Origin of the sequence: Nocardia asteroides, from assembly GCA_019930625.1 — a bacterium.
Lineage (GTDB): Bacteria > Actinomycetota > Actinomycetes > Mycobacteriales > Mycobacteriaceae > Nocardia > Nocardia sputi.
Genome location: CP082844.1, coordinates 826255 through 843459 on the forward strand (window position 1 = coordinate 826255; position 17205 = coordinate 843459).

At 68.8% G+C, this 17205-nt stretch carries 13 protein-coding genes; 4 read left to right on the forward strand and 9 right to left on the reverse strand.

The features are described from left to right. Nucleotides 1-121 precede the first annotated feature (121 nt). Nucleotides 122-925 (forward strand): GntR family transcriptional regulator, encoded by an 804-nt coding sequence (locus K8O92_03895; protein ID UAK33146.1) that lies wholly within the window; start codon nucleotides 122-124, stop codon nucleotides 923-925. Nucleotides 926-928: 3 nt separating this feature from the next. Further along, complete coding sequence (locus tag K8O92_03900; protein ID UAK33147.1) at nucleotides 929-1534, forward strand: GNAT family N-acetyltransferase; 606 nt, start codon at nucleotides 929-931, stop codon at nucleotides 1532-1534. A gap of 124 nt (nucleotides 1535-1658) precedes the next feature. Here K8O92_03900 and eccCa read toward each other — a convergent pair whose 3' ends face one another. From eccCa to eccD, 3 genes are read right to left on the reverse strand one after another with little or no spacing between them, the layout of a single operon-like run. After that, nucleotides 1659-5729, reverse strand: a complete 4071-nt coding sequence (gene eccCa / locus K8O92_03905; GenBank protein UAK33148.1) for a type VII secretion protein EccCa — start codon at nucleotides 5727-5729, stop codon at nucleotides 1659-1661. A gap of 46 nt (nucleotides 5730-5775) precedes the next feature. Beyond that, on the reverse strand, nucleotides 5776-7191 hold the full coding sequence (gene mycP, locus K8O92_03910; GenBank protein ID UAK33149.1) for a type VII secretion-associated serine protease mycosin: 1416 nt from the start codon (nucleotides 7189-7191) through the stop codon (nucleotides 5776-5778). Beyond that, complete coding sequence (gene eccD, locus K8O92_03915) at nucleotides 7188-8660, reverse strand: type VII secretion integral membrane protein EccD (GenBank protein ID UAK33150.1); 1473 nt, start codon at nucleotides 8658-8660, stop codon at nucleotides 7188-7190. Before eccD ends, mycP begins: the two co-directional genes overlap by 4 nt. A 247-nt stretch (nucleotides 8661-8907) precedes the next feature. Between eccD and eccA the strand changes: the two genes are divergently transcribed. Continuing rightward, on the forward strand, nucleotides 8908-10740 hold the full coding sequence (eccA, locus tag K8O92_03920) for a type VII secretion AAA-ATPase EccA (GenBank protein ID UAK33151.1): 1833 nt from the start codon (nucleotides 8908-8910) through the stop codon (nucleotides 10738-10740). 54 nt (nucleotides 10741-10794) lie between these two features. Here eccA and eccB read toward each other — a convergent pair whose 3' ends face one another. Further along, entirely contained in the window at nucleotides 10795-12303 is a 1509-nt protein-coding gene (eccB, locus tag K8O92_03925; GenBank protein UAK33152.1) for a type VII secretion protein EccB, read from the reverse strand. 143 nt (nucleotides 12304-12446) lie between these two features. Here eccB and eccE point away from each other — a divergent pair, with 143 nt between their 5' ends. Continuing rightward, nucleotides 12447-14222, forward strand: a complete 1776-nt coding sequence (gene eccE / locus K8O92_03930) for a type VII secretion protein EccE (protein UAK33153.1) — start codon at nucleotides 12447-12449, stop codon at nucleotides 14220-14222. A 71-nt stretch (nucleotides 14223-14293) separates the two neighbouring features. Here eccE and K8O92_03935 read toward each other — a convergent pair whose 3' ends face one another. From K8O92_03935 to K8O92_03955, 5 genes are all read right to left on the reverse strand, one after another. Next, nucleotides 14294-14587: a type VII secretion protein EsxR gene (locus K8O92_03935; GenBank protein ID UAK33154.1), complete on the reverse strand. Its 294-nt coding sequence runs from the start codon at nucleotides 14585-14587 to the stop codon at nucleotides 14294-14296. Between the two features lie 58 nt (nucleotides 14588-14645). After that, entirely contained in the window at nucleotides 14646-14954 is a 309-nt protein-coding gene (locus K8O92_03940) for a WXG100 family type VII secretion target (protein UAK33155.1), read from the reverse strand. Between the two features lie 88 nt (nucleotides 14955-15042). Beyond that, on the reverse strand, nucleotides 15043-15834 hold the full coding sequence (locus K8O92_03945; protein UAK33156.1) for an ESX secretion-associated protein EspG: 792 nt from the start codon (nucleotides 15832-15834) through the stop codon (nucleotides 15043-15045). Beyond that, entirely contained in the window at nucleotides 15831-16820 is a 990-nt protein-coding gene (locus K8O92_03950; protein UAK33157.1) for a PPE domain-containing protein, read from the reverse strand. Before K8O92_03950 ends, K8O92_03945 begins: the two co-directional genes overlap by 4 nt. A gap of 43 nt (nucleotides 16821-16863) precedes the next feature. After that, nucleotides 16864-17205, reverse strand: a complete 342-nt coding sequence (locus tag K8O92_03955) for a PE family protein (GenBank protein ID UAK33158.1) — start codon at nucleotides 17203-17205, stop codon at nucleotides 16864-16866.

The following is a 17205-nucleotide window of genomic DNA, read 5'->3' on the forward strand; positions in this document are numbered from 1 at the left end:
ACAACACCGGATCAGGACGTTCATTACAATAAACCTCTGAAGGCCCCTGTCAAGCGTTACCCGGCCGTAGGGAGTCACGAAGAGTACACTTCGTTACCTGCACGACCAACCGAGGAGCAAGATGGCGGACGGTCCGACGTATCACCGGATCGCAGACCTCCTCCGCGAGGAGATCCGCGCAGCCAAGTGGAAGCCGGGCGATCGACTGCCCAGTCACTCCGAGCTTGCCGATCAGATGCAGGTCTCGATAACCACCGCCCGCAACGCGATCCAGGTGCTGGTGACCGAGAATTTGGTCTACACAGCAACTTCCCGCGGGACGATCGTTCGAAACCAAGAGGTTCTCGAATCCGTTGTCACCGATTCCATTCGCCCCGACCGGCCGCAGACCCCGCACGACATCTTCGAGGAGATCGCGCGGGCCGCGAGCCGGGAGCCGTCGAAGGAGTTCAGCGCGAGAATGGAGCCGGCCAGTCCCGAGGTCGCGTCGTGGCTGGGCATACCGCCGGATTCCTGGGTACTGGCCAGGACCGTGGTCCAGTATCTCGATCACGAACCGTGGTCATGGGAGGTCAGCTTCTATCCCCGAGACCTGGCCGAGGCCACGGGAATCGACTCCCCGCACGACATTCCGGAGGGAACCACTCGCCGCCTCGCCGACCGCGGCCATGCCGAGACCGCGCACCGCGACACTCTGGTCGCTCGTCCGGCCAGTGCGGAGGAGGCCTCGGTGCTCGGCGTCGCCACCGGCACCATCCTGCTCGACCATCTGCGCATCGGAGCCACGCACGAGCGCGTCACCCGTGCCACCCGGCATCGTTCGCTGGCCACCGGCAATCGGCTCGCCTACGAACTCGGCGATGCCCAAGGCACCGCGATAATTCGGGCGACGCTTGCCAACTCCCACGGGTCCGGTCCGGCCTAGCCCATGACGATCGCGCTGCGCCAGGCTACGGGGGGCGATCTCGGCCTGATCTGCCGCCTGCGTGTGCAGCGCACGGCGTGGCTGACCGCGCGCGGCTCCGATCAGTGGACGGTCGCCGGGCGCGGCCTGCCCATCGAGATCTTCGCCCGTGCCGTCGGACGTTCGCTGGACGCGGGCGAGACCTGGATCGCGGAGGTCTCGGGCGAGCCCGCGGGCACCATCACGGTCAACGACCGCGCCGATGCGGGTCTGTGGTCGCAATGGGAACTCGATGACTCGGTGATCGTCCATTTCATGATCGTCGATCTGCGTTTCGCGGGGCGGCGCGTCGGTCACCGGATGCTCGCCCACGCGGGGATGCTCGCCCGCCGACAGCAACGCGGATGGGTCCGGCTGGATGCTTGGACCACCAATTCCGACCTGCACGACTACTACCGGTCCGCCGGTTTCCGTTTGGTTCGCATCGCAGGGCCGCTCGCGGTGGGACCGTCGCGCGCGCTGTTCGAGCGACGAGCCGACAGCTGGGATTACGCACTGCCCGTGCCGGTCACGGCGGTCACACGATCGGCTACGTCGGCGATTCTGCGATCCCCCCGGTCGAACAACTGACCGGTACGCCACAGCGCGGGCAGGTGACCCTTGCGGATCGCGTCCGCCCGAGCGGCCACACGGGCCGGGCGAGTTGGACCATGCTTCGCCGCCCGCCTCGTCGTGGCTACCCGACCACAGTTGGTCAGACCGGTGGCAGGTGCGCGATGTGCACCATCTCGATGCCTCTGCTGCGCGAGACCAGGGTTCCGCGTCCGGGAGGCAATTTGCTCGGTCGCACGTCGCCGATCAGCTTGCCCTCGTCGCGCGATCCGCTCATGATCAAAGTCTCGACCGACAGGTTCTTCATGGTGCCCAATATCGGGTCGTACAGCGCGCGGGACACGCCGCCGCTGCGGCGAGTGACCACGAGGTGCATGCCGATGTCGCGGGCTTGGGGCAGGTACTCCAGTAGCGGCGCGAACGGATTGATACTGCCCGTGGCCACCATGTCGTAGTCGTCGACGACGATGTAGATCTCCGGGCCGCTCCACCAGCTGCGTTCCCGCAGTTGCTGCGGGGTGATGTCCGAACCGGGGATTCGTTTGGCCAGATATCCGGCCACCTCCTGGATCATCGGACCGCAGGTCTGCGACGAGGTGGAGTACCCGGCCAGGTGGTCACCCTCGACCACGCCCAGCATTGTGCGGCGGTAGTCGACCATGATGATCCTGGCCTGCTCGGTGGTCGACTGCTCGACCACACCCATCACGATATTGCGCAGCAGGGTGGTCTTGCCGCATTCCACGTCAGCGAAAGCCATGAAATGCGGTTCGACACCGAAATCCAGGACCAATGGCTGCAATTCGGACTCGCCGAGACCCACGACCACCCGAGTGGGGCTCAGCTCGATCCCCTGGGCCCTCGCCGAGGCCAGCAGCTCGTCCCGGCCGAACCGCAGGGGCAGCATGCGCACTTCGGGCGCGCGGCGGCTCGGGTAGAGCTGCTCGAGTTCGGTCCGCGCTCGCGCGACGCCCTCGGCGACACTGCCCGGACCGGAGTCGGAATCCAGGCGTGGCAGCGCGATCAACATGTGCAGCTGGTCGGGGGTGAGGCCGCGGCCGGGGCGGCCGACCGGAACCTGGTGCGCGGTGCGCCTGCTCATCTCCGAGTCCGAGGGATCGCCGAGCCGCAACTCGAGACGGGTGCCGATCTGGTCCTTGACCACCGGACGGATCTCGGCCCACCGCGAGGCGGCGATGATCAGGTGGATGCCGAACGACAAGCCCTGCGCGGCAATGGCGTTGATCTGCGGTTCCAGCACGTCGAACTCTTCACGGACCGCGGCCCAGCCGTCGATCACCAGGAACACGTCACCGAACTTGTCCTCGGCCAACGGGCCGGCGGGCCCAGCCGTGCCGTCCGGGACGCGCTGCCCGTCGGCGAACTTGCGGCGGCGGAACTCGGCCATCGATTCGATGCCCAGCGCGGCGAACCGCTCCTCGCGCTGACGCATCAGCGTGGTGAGTTCGGCGACGGTGCGACGCACGCGGTCACCGTCGAGGCGACCTGCCACCGAACCCACGTGCGGCACGCCGGACAGGCCCGCCATGCTGCCGCCGCCGAAGTCCAGGCAGTAGAACTGCGCCTGTTCGGGGGTGTGCGTGGCGGCGGTCGCCATGACGATGGTGCGCAGGGTGGTCGACTTGCCCGACTGCGGGCCGCCGACGACCGCGACATTGCCCTGCGCGCCGGACAGATTGATGGTGAGCACATCGCGCCGCTGCTCGTACGGCTTGTCGATGACGCCGATCGGCATCCACAACTGACCGTGCCGGTTGACCGGCGAACGCCAGTCCGGGTCCGGCAGCAGCATGTCCACGGTCGGAGATTCCTCCAGCGGCGGCAACCACACCTCGTGCGCCGGGCGGCCGTGCCCGGTGAGCCGCTTGACGACGATGTCGAGCAACGTGTCCGGGATGCCGTCGTCGGCGCCGGGCACGGCCGCGACGGCCGAAGGCGGCGGCGGCAGCTCCAGCAGTGGATTCGACGGCGCCGCCGACTCCGCGTCGGCCTCGATCGTCTCGGGCAGTTCCACCGGCGCGGCGGTGAACAACGCGGGCCGCACTCCGGCGACCGGGCTGCCGTCCGCACCGGTCACCGCTCCTTGCGGCGCGACGTACGGTCCGGACACGTAACTCGCGTTGAACCGCAACGGATCCGACGCGTCGCTCTTCAAATACCCCGAACCGGGCACGCTCGGCAGGTGGTAGGCGTCGGTGATGCCGAGCACCGCGCGCGATTCGTTCGCCGAGAACGTACGCAGGCCGATGCGATAGGACAGATGCGATTCCAGGCCGCGCAGTTTGTTCTCCTCCAGGCGCTGCGAGGCCAGCAGCAGATGCACGTGCAGCGATCGGCCGAGGCGTCCGATCATTACGAACAGTTCCGCGAAATCCGGCTTCTGCGACAGCAATTCGGAAAACTCGTCGACCACGATGAACAGCGCGGGCAGCGGATCGAGCGGCACGCCCGCGGCACGCGCCTTCTCGTAGTCGGTGACGTTGGCGTAGTTGCCCGCCGAGCGCAGCAGTTCCTGGCGGCGGTTCATCTCACCGGCGAGCGCGTCTTTCATGCGGTCGACCAGCGCGAGTTCCTCTTCCAGATTGGTGATCACCGCGGCGACGTGCGGCAGCGAGTCGAGGCCGAGGAAGGTCGCGCCGCCCTTGAAGTCGACCAGCACCAGGTTGAGCGCGTCCGGTGAATGCGTGGTGACCAGCGAAAGCACCAGTGTGCGCAGGAATTCCGACTTTCCGGATCCGGTGGCGCCGATGCACAGCCCGTGTGGACCCATGCCGTTCTCCGCCGACTCCTTGATGTCGATCTCCACCGGAGTGCCGTCGGGTGTGATGCCGATCGGCACCCGCAGGCGCTCGCGGCCGGTGCGCGGACGCCACACCCTCGCCGGATCGATCTGGGCCGCGTCCGGGATCTTCAGCAGTGCCATCAGTCCCGGATCGGTCGCGGTTCCCTCACCGAGACTGACGATCTGCGCCGCCGTGGCGAGCCGGTATCTGCCCAGCGAACGAGCGAAGGACTCGGCCTCGGCCGTGCTCACCCGGTCGGCGGTGGCGAACTTCTCCACTCCGGCGGCACTGCGTGCCGCCACCTCGCCGTCGGTGGCGACCAGTTGCAGTCCGCGCCGCGCCGCGAGCCCGCCCTCCGGTGCGGTGAGGTCGAGCACCGTCACCGAATCCAAGCCCGACTCGCTGACCAGCCGTTCGCTGCCGCTGACGTAGCCGTCGTCGATGACGACCACCAGGTGCAGCCGTCCCTGGGTCGGCTGCGGGTTGCGCATGAACCGGCCGCGCTCGAGCAGCTCCGCCGCCAGCGTCGTCTCCAGCTCGCCGAGCGAGTGGTACATCATCCGCGCCGACCCCATGCCGTCGCGCAGCGTCGGATGTTGCAACTGCGGCAGCCATTTCGCCCAGGACCAGGCGGGACCATCCGGGTCGGCGCAGACGATCGCGATCGCGAGATGGTCGGGACCGTGGAAGGAGGCCAGCTCCATCAGCATCGCCCGCACCAGCATGTGCGCGTCCTCGCTCGAACCGCTGATGTTGATCGCGGGAAAAGCGCGCAGCGACACCGCCGTCGGCAAACGGTGCACCACCGAGTGGGTGCGCACGAAGCGGCGCAGCGCCACGGTGGACACCGGTTCCAGGTCCTCCAGCGGCCCCGTCTCCGGGCGCGCCAGTTTGGTTGCCAACCGGTGGCTACCGACGCCCACGCGCACGTGCCCGAAGTCCGGGTCGTTCGGCCTGCGCTCCCACATCCGCCTTGTCCCGATCAGGGAGGGCAGGTCGGCCGGCTTGGGATGACTCCACCGCAGAGTCTCCAATTGCCTGCCGCCGGTGCGGCGCACGTCCTTACGGACCTGGTCGAGGTAGCGGAAGTAGTCCTTGCGTTCCTCGTTGAGCTCGACCGCGCGTTTGGGACCGCCGCCACGGTAGCCCGCCATCATGCCGACCATCGACATGAGCATCATCATCGGGAACATCATCATGAACGGATTGGCCAGCAGGTTGCGGCCCATCATCGCCATCATCGCGATCATGCCGACCACCGCGAACACCATGACGACGGGCATCAGCTTCATCATCAGCGGCGCGGGCAGTGCGCGCGGAATCTCCGGCGGAGCCGTCAGCGCCACCTCGCCGCCGGGTGCCCGGGGCGGTGCAATGCGGGGGCGGCGCACAAAGCCTTCGGTAACCATGGTTCCTTCGTTCGGTCGGCGACGAGCGGTCGAGACGTCGCCCGCGCTACGGATCGAATTCCGCGTTCAGGTCCTGCCCGGAGCGGCGGAAGGGGATCGCCAGCGCCGCGCCGATCGCGAGGCAGGCCAGGCAGACGATGGCGCCGATGACAGCGATCCGGCGCGGCCGCGGGTCCGGGCCGGGGGGAATCACCGGCGCGGCGACGACTCGCGAAGTGTCGGCCCCGGCGCTCACCGGCTTCTCCGGCAGTTGCGCGGTGAGCGCGGCGAGCGGGTCGATCAGGCCGTGGCCGATCCGGTCGTCGCGTCCGGTGCCCGGTCCGTGGGCGGTGCGGACGATACGGTCCATCACCTGCTGCGCGGTGAGTTCCGGAAAACGCGCCCGCACCAGCGCCGCCAGCCCGGTCACGTAGGGCGCTGCGAAGCTGGTGCCCTCGACGGACCTGATTCCCTCGGTGGTCTGCACGCCGTCGACCAGCCCCGTGCCACCCGGCTTGCTGTCCAGCGACACGATATTGCGGCCGATCGCCGAGACGGCCACCCATGGGCCGTGCAGCGACAGTTCGGACACCTGGCCGGTCGAGTCCACCGAGCCCACCGAGAGCACGTAGGGCGTGAACCAGGCCGGACTCGCCACCGTGACCACCGAGCCCCACCCCGAGCCCTCGTTCTGCTTCGAGCACGCGCCGTCGGGCTGGAGGTTGCCCGCGGCCGCGACCACGACGACATTGCGGTCGTAGGCATACTTCACCGCCGCACCGAGCGAGGCGTCGGCCGTGTCGGAACCTGCTGCGGTGCAGGCGACTTCGGAGATATTGATGACGGTGGCGCCGAGATCGACGGCCCGGACGACAGCCGCCGCCAGCGTGAGCACACTGCCGTAACCGTCGCTGCTGATCTTGCCCGGCGGGTCGCCTTGCCCGCCCCGGTCCTTCGGCTCGTAGGCCAGGCTCAGCTGCCGGATGGTGAGCAGATCCGCATCGGGCGCGACGCCGGCGAAGGCGTCGCGCGGACTCGGTTGCGCCGCGATGATTCCGGCGACCAGCGTGCCGTGTCCGTCGCAGTCGACCGTTCCGTCGCTGTCGGAGACGAAGTCACCGCCCGGTTGCAGCGAGCGCAGTCGCGGATGCGGATTCACCCCCGTATCGATGACGGCCACCTTCTGTCCGGCGCCGCGGCTGAACTGCCACGCGGACGGGAGATCGAGTACCCGTTGCGCCATCGGGGGCTCGCTGGGTGGCGCGCCGGTGAGCACGGGTTCGGCGCAGACGGCGCGCTGTTCGGTCGGTTCCAGCGGCGCCGGGCGCACGCTCAGACCCTGCGCGGCGCCGAGCGCGCCGGGATCGATCGCCGGCGGCGCGATCGCCTGGGCACTCGGCCAGGGCACGCCGATCCCGGCGCCGATGACCGTTGCGGCGCAGACCATCCGCAAGAGTCTCCGGCGCAAGGCGCTGCCGGTCATATGTTCCGGGCCATCGAGTAGACGTTCATGACCCACAGCACCAGCGGGATCACCGACACGATCAGCAGATACTCGAAGATCTCGATCATCCGCCTGGTCACCGGCGTGACCTCGATGTGCGGACCGATCACCCCGAAGCCGACCACACCGGTCGCGAACGCGAGCAGCACGCCCGCCGCGAACAGGGTGTATTCGGAGTCGCCCACGGCGAAACCGACGGTCATGGCGAGGGCGGCCAGGCACCCGCCTCCGATCATCGTCGCGGCCTGGGTGAGGTCGGCGAACGAGCGACCGCGCAACGCGAGGATGATCGCGGTCACGATCGCCAGCGTGACCCCTTGCCAGCGTGCCGAACCCAGCGGATCGGCTACGCCGAACGCGCCGACGACCGCGCTCGCGGCGCATGCCGCGATCAGACCGGATTGGAACTGGTTGGCCGCACGGGCGCGTACCCCGAGCCCCGCCGCCGAGGGCAGCGCGCTGGCGCCGATGGCGCCGATGCCCTCGATGGTCGGTCGCGGTTCGTGGTCGGCCGGGTCGATCGCGCCGCCCGCGGTCGGGACCGGCGGGATCGGCAGCCGCGCGAGCACGGCCGCCAGTCGCGGCACCGCCGAGATGATCGCGATTCCGGCCACCAGCAGACCGGCCGACAGTTTCGGCAGGCCCGGGTGCCAGATCAAGTAGACGGCCGCGGCGACGCCCGCTATCACGGCGAGCGTTGCGGCGCAGCAGAACAGCGTGGCGCCGGTGCCGGTCGTCCGGTATCCCACCACCGCCGCGACCAGCAGCACCGAGCAACCCAGCAGCAGATGAGGACTGCCGAGGGGCCCCGGGACGAGCAGCGCGGCGCCGCCGAACAGCAGCAGCAGTCCGTCCAGCGACAACCACGTGGCGGTCACCAAGTCGGTGTATCGGCGCGCCGCGATACCCGCCGCGACGAATGCCGCGATGCCGCCGCCGATCAGGGCGAAGGCGGGCGCGAGCGGATCGCCGTGCCCGCGAGAGACCACCAGCACGGCCAGCGTGGTCAGCACGCTCAGTACCGAGACGATCAGACCCATCCAGCGGGCGGCCACACCGGACCAGCTCTGGAATTCCTCTGCGGTCAGCCGGGATACGGCGTCGATGACGTCGTCGAACAGCGCGGGCGCTTCCTTCGCGGTCACCGACCGCAGGACCAGCAGCTCACCGTCGTAGACCTCGGCCTCGGTGAGCGTACGGCTCGGCGCGATCGCCTCCCGGCCGAGCCGAGCCAAGGTCCAGTGCCGCGCCTCCAGCGGCGCCGCCTCCTCCTCCGCGTCCGGCCGCTCGGGGTTGCGCGATTCGATCAGCGCCACCAGTTCGCCGATGAACGTGGCGATCGGCACGGTGGCGGGCAACCCGACATCGACTTGAGTATTGCCACCGATCACCGAAACACGACTCAAAACGGGCTCGGTGGTACGTGTACCGCTCGCCGACTCGATCAACGGCAATCTTCCCCCGCCCTCATCCGGAACAACGATTCACGACCCGCCGACGACATTTGCCCGACACGTCCAGAGTGAACGATTTCAACACTCGTCAAGCACTTTCACACATAGACGACTCTTGCGTTGCGACCTCCCGGCAGCTGAACCTAATGTAACGGACGCACCGGGCCACGCGCGATCGGTAGTCTGGTATCCAGATGAACGTCTCTACTACGAGAAACGAAGATTTCGGGGTTCGACAGCAATGACCGGCAACCGCCAAGCACAACGCGCATTCGATGCCGGAATCCTGTCGCTCGGATTGTCCATCGAGGGGCAAGAATCCGCACGTGATCTCGACTATGCGAAACTGGCTTTTCAACGCGCCACGGAGTGGGATCCCACGATGTGCGACGCGTGGCTCGGCCGCGCCGCCGCGGGCGAACTGACCAAGGACGTTCTGTTCAATCTGCACAAGACCAGTGCGAGCACGCTCTATCGCGAGCAGCGCAGGCTCGGTCTGCGCCCGCGTGAGCTCGCGGGCCGGTTCCTGCCCGGCCTGTACATCGACTACCCGCTGGCCAACCACACCGAGATCACGCTGGCCTGGGCGGCGCACCTGATCGCCGACAAGGAGTACGACGAAGCCGAGCGGGTGCTCGACGACCTCGACGAATTCCGCCGGGGCCAGCTGAGCAATCCCGACGCCGAGATCGACAACCGCATCTGCGCGTATGTCCGTGGCGTACTGCACTACAACACCCAGCGCTGGCCCGACGTGATGACGGTGCTCGCCGGTTCGGCCGACTGGGAGGATCCGTATCTGGCGGCAGGCGCGCACGTGATGGTGGGCACCGCGTGTGCCCAGCTCGGCTTGTTCGGCGAGGCGATCCGGCGGATGCAGCAGGCGGAGACGGGCCCGATCCCGGCGGCTCGTTCCACCGCGATGTTCTGCCGCGGCCTGTGCCTGCGGGAATCGGGCAATGAAGAGGAAGCCCAAGCGCTGTTCGAGAAGGTGTACTCGCAGGCACCGGATTTCGAGGCCAACGCGGCCGCGATGCGCGACCGCACCTACCGCATCACCGTCACCAGCCGCGAGGTGATCGATGCGCGGACCGACAAGTGGGATCCGGCCTCTTCGCCGTCCATGGAGCAGATGGAGCAGGCCGAGAGCCAGGACCGGGCGAAGAAGATCCTCACCGAGGCCCGGGCCGAACTGGACTCGCAAATCGGCCTCGCCTCGGTGAAAACCCAGGTGGCCAAGCTCCAGTCGTCCGCGCAGCTGGCGAAGATCCGGTCCGAGAAGGGTTTGTCGAGCCAACCGCGCGGCCAGCACCTGGCCTTCACCGGGCCGCCCGGCACCGGTAAGACCACCATCGCCAGGGTGGTCGCGAAGATCTACTGCGGCGTCGGGCTGTTGAAGACCGACAAGGTGGTCGAGGCCAAACGCGTCGACTTCGTCAGCCAGAACCTCGGCGGCACCGCGATCAAGACCGAGAAGCTGATCGACACCGCCATGGACGGCGTGCTGTTCATCGACGAGGCGTACACGCTGATCCAGACCGGTCTGCAAGGTGGCGACGCGTTCGGCCGCGAGGCAGTGGACACGCTTCTGGCGCGGATGGAGAACGACCGTGATCGCCTCGTCGTGATCATCGCGGGCTACGACGGCGAGATCGACCGGCTGCTGGCCGCCAACGACGGTTTGGCGTCGCGCTTTTCCAAGCGGCTTCAGTTCCCGTCCTACACCGCCGAGGAATTGGGGCAGATCGGCCAGGTCATCGCGAAGAAGCGGGACTCGGACCTGTCCGAAGGGGCGCTCGAGCAGCTGGTACAGGCCTGCGAGCGCCTGTACGCGATGCAGAGCACCGACCAGAGCGGTCAGCCGCGCCGCGGCGTGGACCTCGCGGGCAACGGGCGATTCGTCCGCAACGTGATCGAGGCGGCCGAGGAAGAGCGCGAATTCCGGTTGGCCAACGACGAATCGCTGGACCTGACCGACATCGATGAGGCGGTGCTGCGCCGCATCGAGGCGTCGGATATGAAGTTGGCCCTGTCCGGCCTGCTCAGCTCGCTGAACGTCGGTTGGACCGACTGAGGCCGACCAAACCCGCTACACCGTCGGTGGACCGGATCACCGGTCCACCGAACGTCATTGCGTGGGCAGCGAATCGTGGGCGACCAGCGCTTCTCGCGCCGACAGCGTGGGCCCGGGGACCATCTGGCCGATGATCGCCCATGGCGCGAGGCGCGGACTGCTCCCGAGCCCGAGTACGTTCGCGGTGGCCGCGTCCGGGATGCCATAGCGGACACCGGTGTCGGCGACGTAGAACAGGCTGCCCCGGCGCGGACTGCCCGGCTCCATGCCGGTCACCTGGACGAACTCACCCGAGCCTGGCGACAAGTAGACCGCGTCGACCCGGTCGCCCGCGCCGTCGGAGGTGGACAGATCGACGGGTTTCGCGGATGGGGCGATCGGCAGGCGGGTGCCGACGAGCAGACTGACCATGGCGCGTTCGCCGGGTCCGTCGCCGGCCTCGGCCTCGCGCTGCGCCGGAGCGGTGCCCGGCGACTTCGCCCAGGCTACACAGGTGACGGGCGCGTCCTCGGCGGGCAGGATCCTCGGGGTGCGCACCGGAAAGTCGTCGATGGGCAACTGGTGGACCACCGCCACCCGCTCGAGTACGTCGGGTGGCATGGTCGCGATCTCCCGCATGCCGTGCGAATCGGCGTACCTGATCACCTGCGCGGCGAACGGCGACACCGGCTGCACACCGTCGGCGAGCACGACATACAGCGAGGAGTCGCCCTCCGGCCCCACGCCGGACACCGAGATGACGCCGCCGATCGGGAGATCCGACAGCGGGCCGGGCCCCCGCTCACCCGCCCGCGGGATCTGCGGCGGGGCAATCGCGGGCACCTGCGTCGTCGCGCCGAGGAATCCGGTACCGACCGGCCGGGGCCTATGTGCGGTCAGGTTCAACGCCCTGGTCAACACCGAATCGGCCAGGTCGAGTTCAGCGCGCTTACCGTCGTAGACCAAGTAGGTCTTGTTGTCGCGGCGGACCAGCAGCGCCTCGTCCTGACCGGAGGTCCTGATCCGGTCGGTGAGCGCGGGGCGGCCCGCGATCACCGTCGTCGTCGCACCCGAGGAGGAGGCGGCGCTACCGCCCTCCGACAGCGTAATCGTCTCGCACAGCGACCACTCCGAGCTGCCGCCCTGCTCGGATCCGGGCAACGCACCCGGCGCGCCCGGAATGCCGAGCAGCGGTCCGCGCGGCAGATCGTTCAGCTTGTCGTCCTTCACCGCGTGCGGCTCGGCGTCGGCCCCGGTGATCAACCGCGCGGACGCCAGATTCAGCACCGGGTGCAGGGTCTTGCCGCCGTCCTGGCGCTGCACCACCACGTACAACGCGCCGCTCTGCTTGCCCGACACGATCAGGGCGTCGCCGATCGCACCCTGCGGACGCAGGAAGGCCAGGATCGCCGCGCCCGCCACCACGAGAACGCCGAGCACCGCGCCGACGAGCAGTGAGCGAATCTGGGAACGCATCGGATCGTGCAACATGCGGACGTCGCGGCGAACCAGTGCGTGATCGAGCCTGCGCAACAGGAATCGGTATCCGTTGACCTGGGCGCGGGTTGTCAGCTGTGCCGGCACATGGTCTCCATCGAGCAATCGATCGCCATCTCTTTCGACACGGTACCGTAATTCTCCGACGGCTCTGAACCGATGGAAATCCGAAGCCGATCAACGGCGGTCGCACGCAGGCGAGGCAGGAATAAACAACTGTGGACGAGACGATGAACGGCGGGCCAACCGACAGCGAAATATCGGAGGCGTCGCGGGCGGTAAATCGACGCCGGTCGGCCTATGACACATTGCGTGATCCGGAATTCTGGTTGTTTCGCATTTTTCCGCTTCGCGTGATCGTGCCCGTCATGTTGCTGGCCGCGACCGTCGCGTGGATTGTTCTCGCGGTCTGCGATTCGATCTGGGGGGCTTGCGCCGCGGGCGTGGTGATCGCGCTGGCCGGTCTCACGCCGATCCGTGGTCACACTCCCGCCGCGCGCATCGGTAGCGCGATCAGCCGCAAGCGTCCCGGCCTGCGTCCCGCCGAACGCCTCGCGCAGGCGCCCGCCCTCGACGTGCCGCTCACCGAGGGGGGTGGTTACGGCGTGCGCTGGGACGGCGATCTGCTGCTCACCATGCTCCGGATCGATCCACCGCCGGACACGCTGACCCTGCTCGATCGCGGTTCACTCAGCACCGACCAGCTGCTCCCGCTCCCCGAAATCGCCCGCTGCCTCGATCAATTCGATCTGACCCTGGCCGGCATCGACGTGGTGAGCACCGGCGCGCGCACCGCGGGCATCGGTGTCGCGGCACAGCTGTACGACCGCATCCTCGGCCCACTGCCCGCCATAGCCCATCGCACCTGCTGGCTGGTGCTGCGGATGGATCCGCTGGCCAACGCCGAGGCGGTGGACAACCGGGGCGGTGGTGGCGCGGGTGCGCTGCGCACCGCGATCATCGCCACCCGCCGGGTCGCCAACCGGCTCGCCGCCCACGACATCGCCGCCTCCGTGCTGACCGCCACCGAGATGAACACCGCGGTGCGCCAGCTCACCCACGGCTTCGATGTCGACCAGCTCGTCGAGTCGCCGAAATCGCTGGAGTACCAGGGCCGCTTCCTCACGCAGTACCAGATCGCGGCCGACATGATCGGACCGCGCGGACTGGCCGGCATCTGGGCGGTGCCCAGCTTGTCCACCACGGTGACGTTGCGTCTACGGCCGGGAGCCGGCCGCCACGATCGACACACCGATCTCGCCGACACGGTGGTGCTCAATGCTGTGGTCCGCTTCGACACCGTCACCGCGCCCGAGGAGCCGCCGCTGCCCGGGCTGCGTGAACTGGTGGGCAACCAGCTGCGAATCCTGCTGGACACCCTGCCCATCGGCTACGCGGGCCGGTGGGGCAGCGACATCGCCTACCGCGGCACCTTGGCCGCCCTCACCGGATTCGCGGTGCCCACAGCGGGCTGCGGCCAGCTCATCGGCGCGGACGAGCGCGGCCAGGGCATCGCGGTGCCGTTGATCGGCGAGGGCACCCGCCACCTCGAAGTCATCGGCAACCTGGACCTGGCCCAGCAGGTGATCCTGCGCGCCACCGCGCTCGGCGCACATGTCATCGTGCACACCGCCCGGCCCGAGGCATGGCACACCATGGTGGCGAAGCTCGCTGCGCCGCAGGTGCTTTCCATCGCTCCGCGCGCCGCGGGCGCCAGCTGTCATCCGCCCGCTCCCCCGCCACCGCCCGCCGCTCCGTATCCGAGCACGACCGTGCTGGTCTTCGACGGCATCCCGCCGACCGCACACGCGGGCGGCGCGACGATCGTGCACGTGCGGCGGCCGGAGGACCCCGTCGGGTCGGTGGACGCGGACGTGACGCTGGTCCAGGATCCCCAGGCCCCCAACCGGATCACGGTGCGCACGGCCGCGCGCAGCGCGACCGTGCTGATGGTGACCACGCCGGACGAGATGCACTACATCGGTGAGTCGCTCGCGGCGCGATAACTCGCGCACACGAAAACGGCCGGCTGGAACCCTTACCGTTCCAGCCGGCCGTTGGTCGTCGCTCCGCGCGATCAGAAGGCGGCGAAGCCGTCGCCCACCTTGCCGTCGGCCTCGATGGCGCGATTGAGCGCGTTCTCGACCTTGACGCCGAGGTTGTCGAGCTTCTGGAGGGTGTCCTCCAGCTCGGAAGTCAGGTTCCGGTGTGCGGTGTCGAAGTTCGAGACCGCCTGCTCACCCTGCAGGTTGTCGCGGAACGCGGCGGCGGCGCTGTTGAGCTCGTCGATCTGCGCCTTCATGGTGGAACCGTACTGGCTGAGGTCACTGACCATCTCGGTGATGGCCGGCGAGTTGTACATGATCGTCATTGCTGTTTCCTTCTGGTGAGAGATTGGCGATCCGACTGGACGGCGACGCCGTCGAGGGTTACGCCAGGCCTGCCTGGTCGGAGCCGACGATGGTGTTCTTACCCGAGGTCACGGCCTGCGAGAGTCGGTCCAGCTTGCCGTTGAGCGCAGTGACCTCGTCGTGCCACTCGGCGGCCGCGGTGTTGAATTCGCGGTGGGCGTCACCCTGCCAGCCGCGCGCGACGGCCTGCACCGACTCGTCGATCTGGTTGATCGAGGTGCGCAGCGTCGAGATCGAGTCCTCCATGCGGCTGACGACGCTGTCGATGCCGCCCTCCTCGACACCGTAGGTCTGCCCCGAGCCACCGCCGAGAGTTGTGTAAGACATTTCGTTTCCTTCCGTCAGAATTCGTGTTGATAGGGAGATCCGGGCGATCTCACCGAGCAGGGGGTTACCGGGCCTGGCGACCCGAGAGCTACGGTGGCAGCCACCTCCCCCCGGGTAGCCCTTCCAGCAACGTGGCGACCGCCTGGGTCACCCGGTGGTCGGTGCCCGTCGTGACCGTCGACCAGATCTGTTGATCCGGCGAGACCATGGGAGCGACGACGATGCGCCCGCGGCCGGTGTCGTACACCGCCACCGCGCCGGGCGCCCGGCTGGTCAGCCCGTCCTGGTGGCTGTAGGCGACGATCTCGGCGTAGGCGCGGCAGGAGCCGAACGCCAGCCCGAGCACGGCGGCGTCGCGTTCGCCGACGCCCAGCGCGTACATCGCGTCGGCGTAGCCGCTGGAGTCCTCCGCCGCGTCCAGCCGGTCGGCCAGATCAGCGGCGAGCGCGCTGAATCCGGCGATCTCGGCGGGTTCGCACGAGCCGAGCGCGGCCAGCAGCGGACCGGCCAGCGTCACGTCCGAGCCGTCGGCCCAGATCGAGCGCACTTCGAAACACTCGCCCGAGCGCACGGCGAGCGCGTGCTGTTCGCCGCGGCGCGCCAGACAGAAGCGGCGAGGACCGTCCTCGGTGTAGATGCGCGCGACCAGCTCACGGTCCGGCTGCGCCAGGACGAACAGCGCTGCGGCCAGTTCTGATTCGACTTCGCCCTCGGCGTCGAGCAGGCCGTCACCGATCAATCCGGCGAGCGCGTGTTCCTGGGCGGCCAGGTACTCGTCGATCGAATCCTGTTGTGGCGCAACCGAGAGCGCCAAGGGGAGAGTTTGCACTCCCAGCCGTTCGGTTACGACGAGCAACGCGTCGTTCGTCAGTGACGTCACGCCGCACCCCCCGTCTCGGGCCTGGTCTCCGTCGGCGCGACGGCGTGCGGTGCGGGCTCCGCGCCACCGAGTACCGCGGGCGCCGCTTGGATGCCACCCTCGAACCCGATCTGCTCACCTGCTTCCGTGGGAAGGGCGGCGCGCGGGAACCTAGCCGTATCCTGTGCCGGACCGGCCTGGCCGACCGCACCGGGCACGAGCGGTGCGGGCTGTCCGCTCGCGCTCACCGTAGCGGCGGGCGTAGCACGCGGAACGACTTCGGCTGTGGCGGCAGACTGCGCGTACACCGGTGCGCGGTAGGCGGTGGGCACCCGGGGCATCGCCGGGACGGGCACCGTCCCGATCCGCACCGCACCGTACGGTGCTGCGGTCGTTTTCGGGACCTCGGCCCGCGCGGCGGTCTGTTCGGCGGTCAGCGCCTGCTCCGGCGCCACCACGGGCGGCTCCTGCTGCTGCCACGGCGCGGCCAGGGGTTCGGTGGCCATTTCGTAGTTCTGCATGACCCGCGAGGCCACCGCCTTCGCCACGTCCTGCTCGGCGTCGGTCTCGGCCGCGACCGCACGGATCGGCGCACCGACCATCCCGCCCATCGACTCCAACATCCGCTGTACCTGCTGGATGGCCTCGAGGTCGGCGGTGTTGGGCATCGCGAGCCGGGCGATCTCGTACGCGGTCACCTGGGCCTGGAACCGGGCGGCGTTGGCCGCCGCCGCGCCGGCCGCGTCAACCAGCCAGTCCCGCAAGGTCGTGACGCGTTGCACGACTTCGTCGCTGCGCCCCGACTGCCAGGCGCCGCGCATGTCCACGAGCACCTTCTCGTACTCGACCACAGCGGCGCCGAACGACGCGGCCAGGCGCGACCACGCGGCGACGGCCTCGGCCATCGGCACGGCGCCCGGCCCCGCGGTGAGGTCACGCGCGAGCCGCTCGGGCGGTCGCGCGGTCCACACCACGCCGGTGAAACCTGGCTGCGGTGGTTCGATCATTGCAGGGGAGGACCTTTCGGTTGCTCGAGGACGCGAAGACCGGTCAGGCGGGCCTGTCGCCCGTGCTGTCGAAGTCCGCCGTGTTGGCCGATTCCATGCCGTCGAACTGGTTGGAGTGCAGCCGCAACGCGGCCGCCAGCTTGCGCATCTCGTGCACGCCGGCCTGCGCGCTCGCCAGATACGACGACGCCACGTCGTTCGCGGTCTGCGCGGCCCGGCCGGAAACCTCGTCGGCGCCCGCGGGGACGATGGTCAGCGCTTCCTCGGCGGAGCGCAGGTCCGAGGTCAACCGATCGGCCAGCGCGTCCAGTCCGGATGACGCCTTGCCCGCGGTGACCGAGTCGAATCGCACGCTGTCGTACACCTCACCCCTCCCGTCACTCAT

Bases quoted from the DNA above. Each gene is read 5' to 3' on its own strand.
- K8O92_03940 (UAK33155.1), bottom strand. From the start codon at position 14,954: ATGTCTTACACAACTCTCGGCGGTGGCTCGGGGCAGACCTACGGTGTC.
- K8O92_03935 (UAK33154.1), bottom strand. From the start codon at position 14,587: ATGACGATCATGTACAACTCGCCGGCCATCACCGAGATGGTCAGTGAC.
- eccE (UAK33153.1), top strand. From the start codon at position 12,447: ATGAACGGCGGGCCAACCGACAGCGAAATATCGGAGGCGTCGCGGGCG.
- eccA (UAK33151.1), top strand. From the start codon at position 8,908: ATGACCGGCAACCGCCAAGCACAACGCGCATTCGATGCCGGAATCCTG.
- K8O92_03900 (UAK33147.1), top strand. From the start codon at position 929: ATGACGATCGCGCTGCGCCAGGCTACGGGGGGCGATCTCGGCCTGATC.
- K8O92_03950 (UAK33157.1), bottom strand. From the start codon at position 16,820: ATGATCGAACCACCGCAGCCAGGTTTCACCGGCGTGGTGTGGACCGCG.
- K8O92_03895 (UAK33146.1), top strand. From the start codon at position 122: ATGGCGGACGGTCCGACGTATCACCGGATCGCAGACCTCCTCCGCGAG.
- eccCa (UAK33148.1), bottom strand. From the start codon at position 5,729: ATGGTTACCGAAGGCTTTGTGCGCCGCCCCCGCATTGCACCGCCCCGG.
- K8O92_03955 (UAK33158.1), bottom strand. From the start codon at position 17,205: ATGAGTGACGGGAGGGGTGAGGTGTACGACAGCGTGCGATTCGACTCG.
- mycP (UAK33149.1), bottom strand. From the start codon at position 7,191: ATGACCGGCAGCGCCTTGCGCCGGAGACTCTTGCGGATGGTCTGCGCC.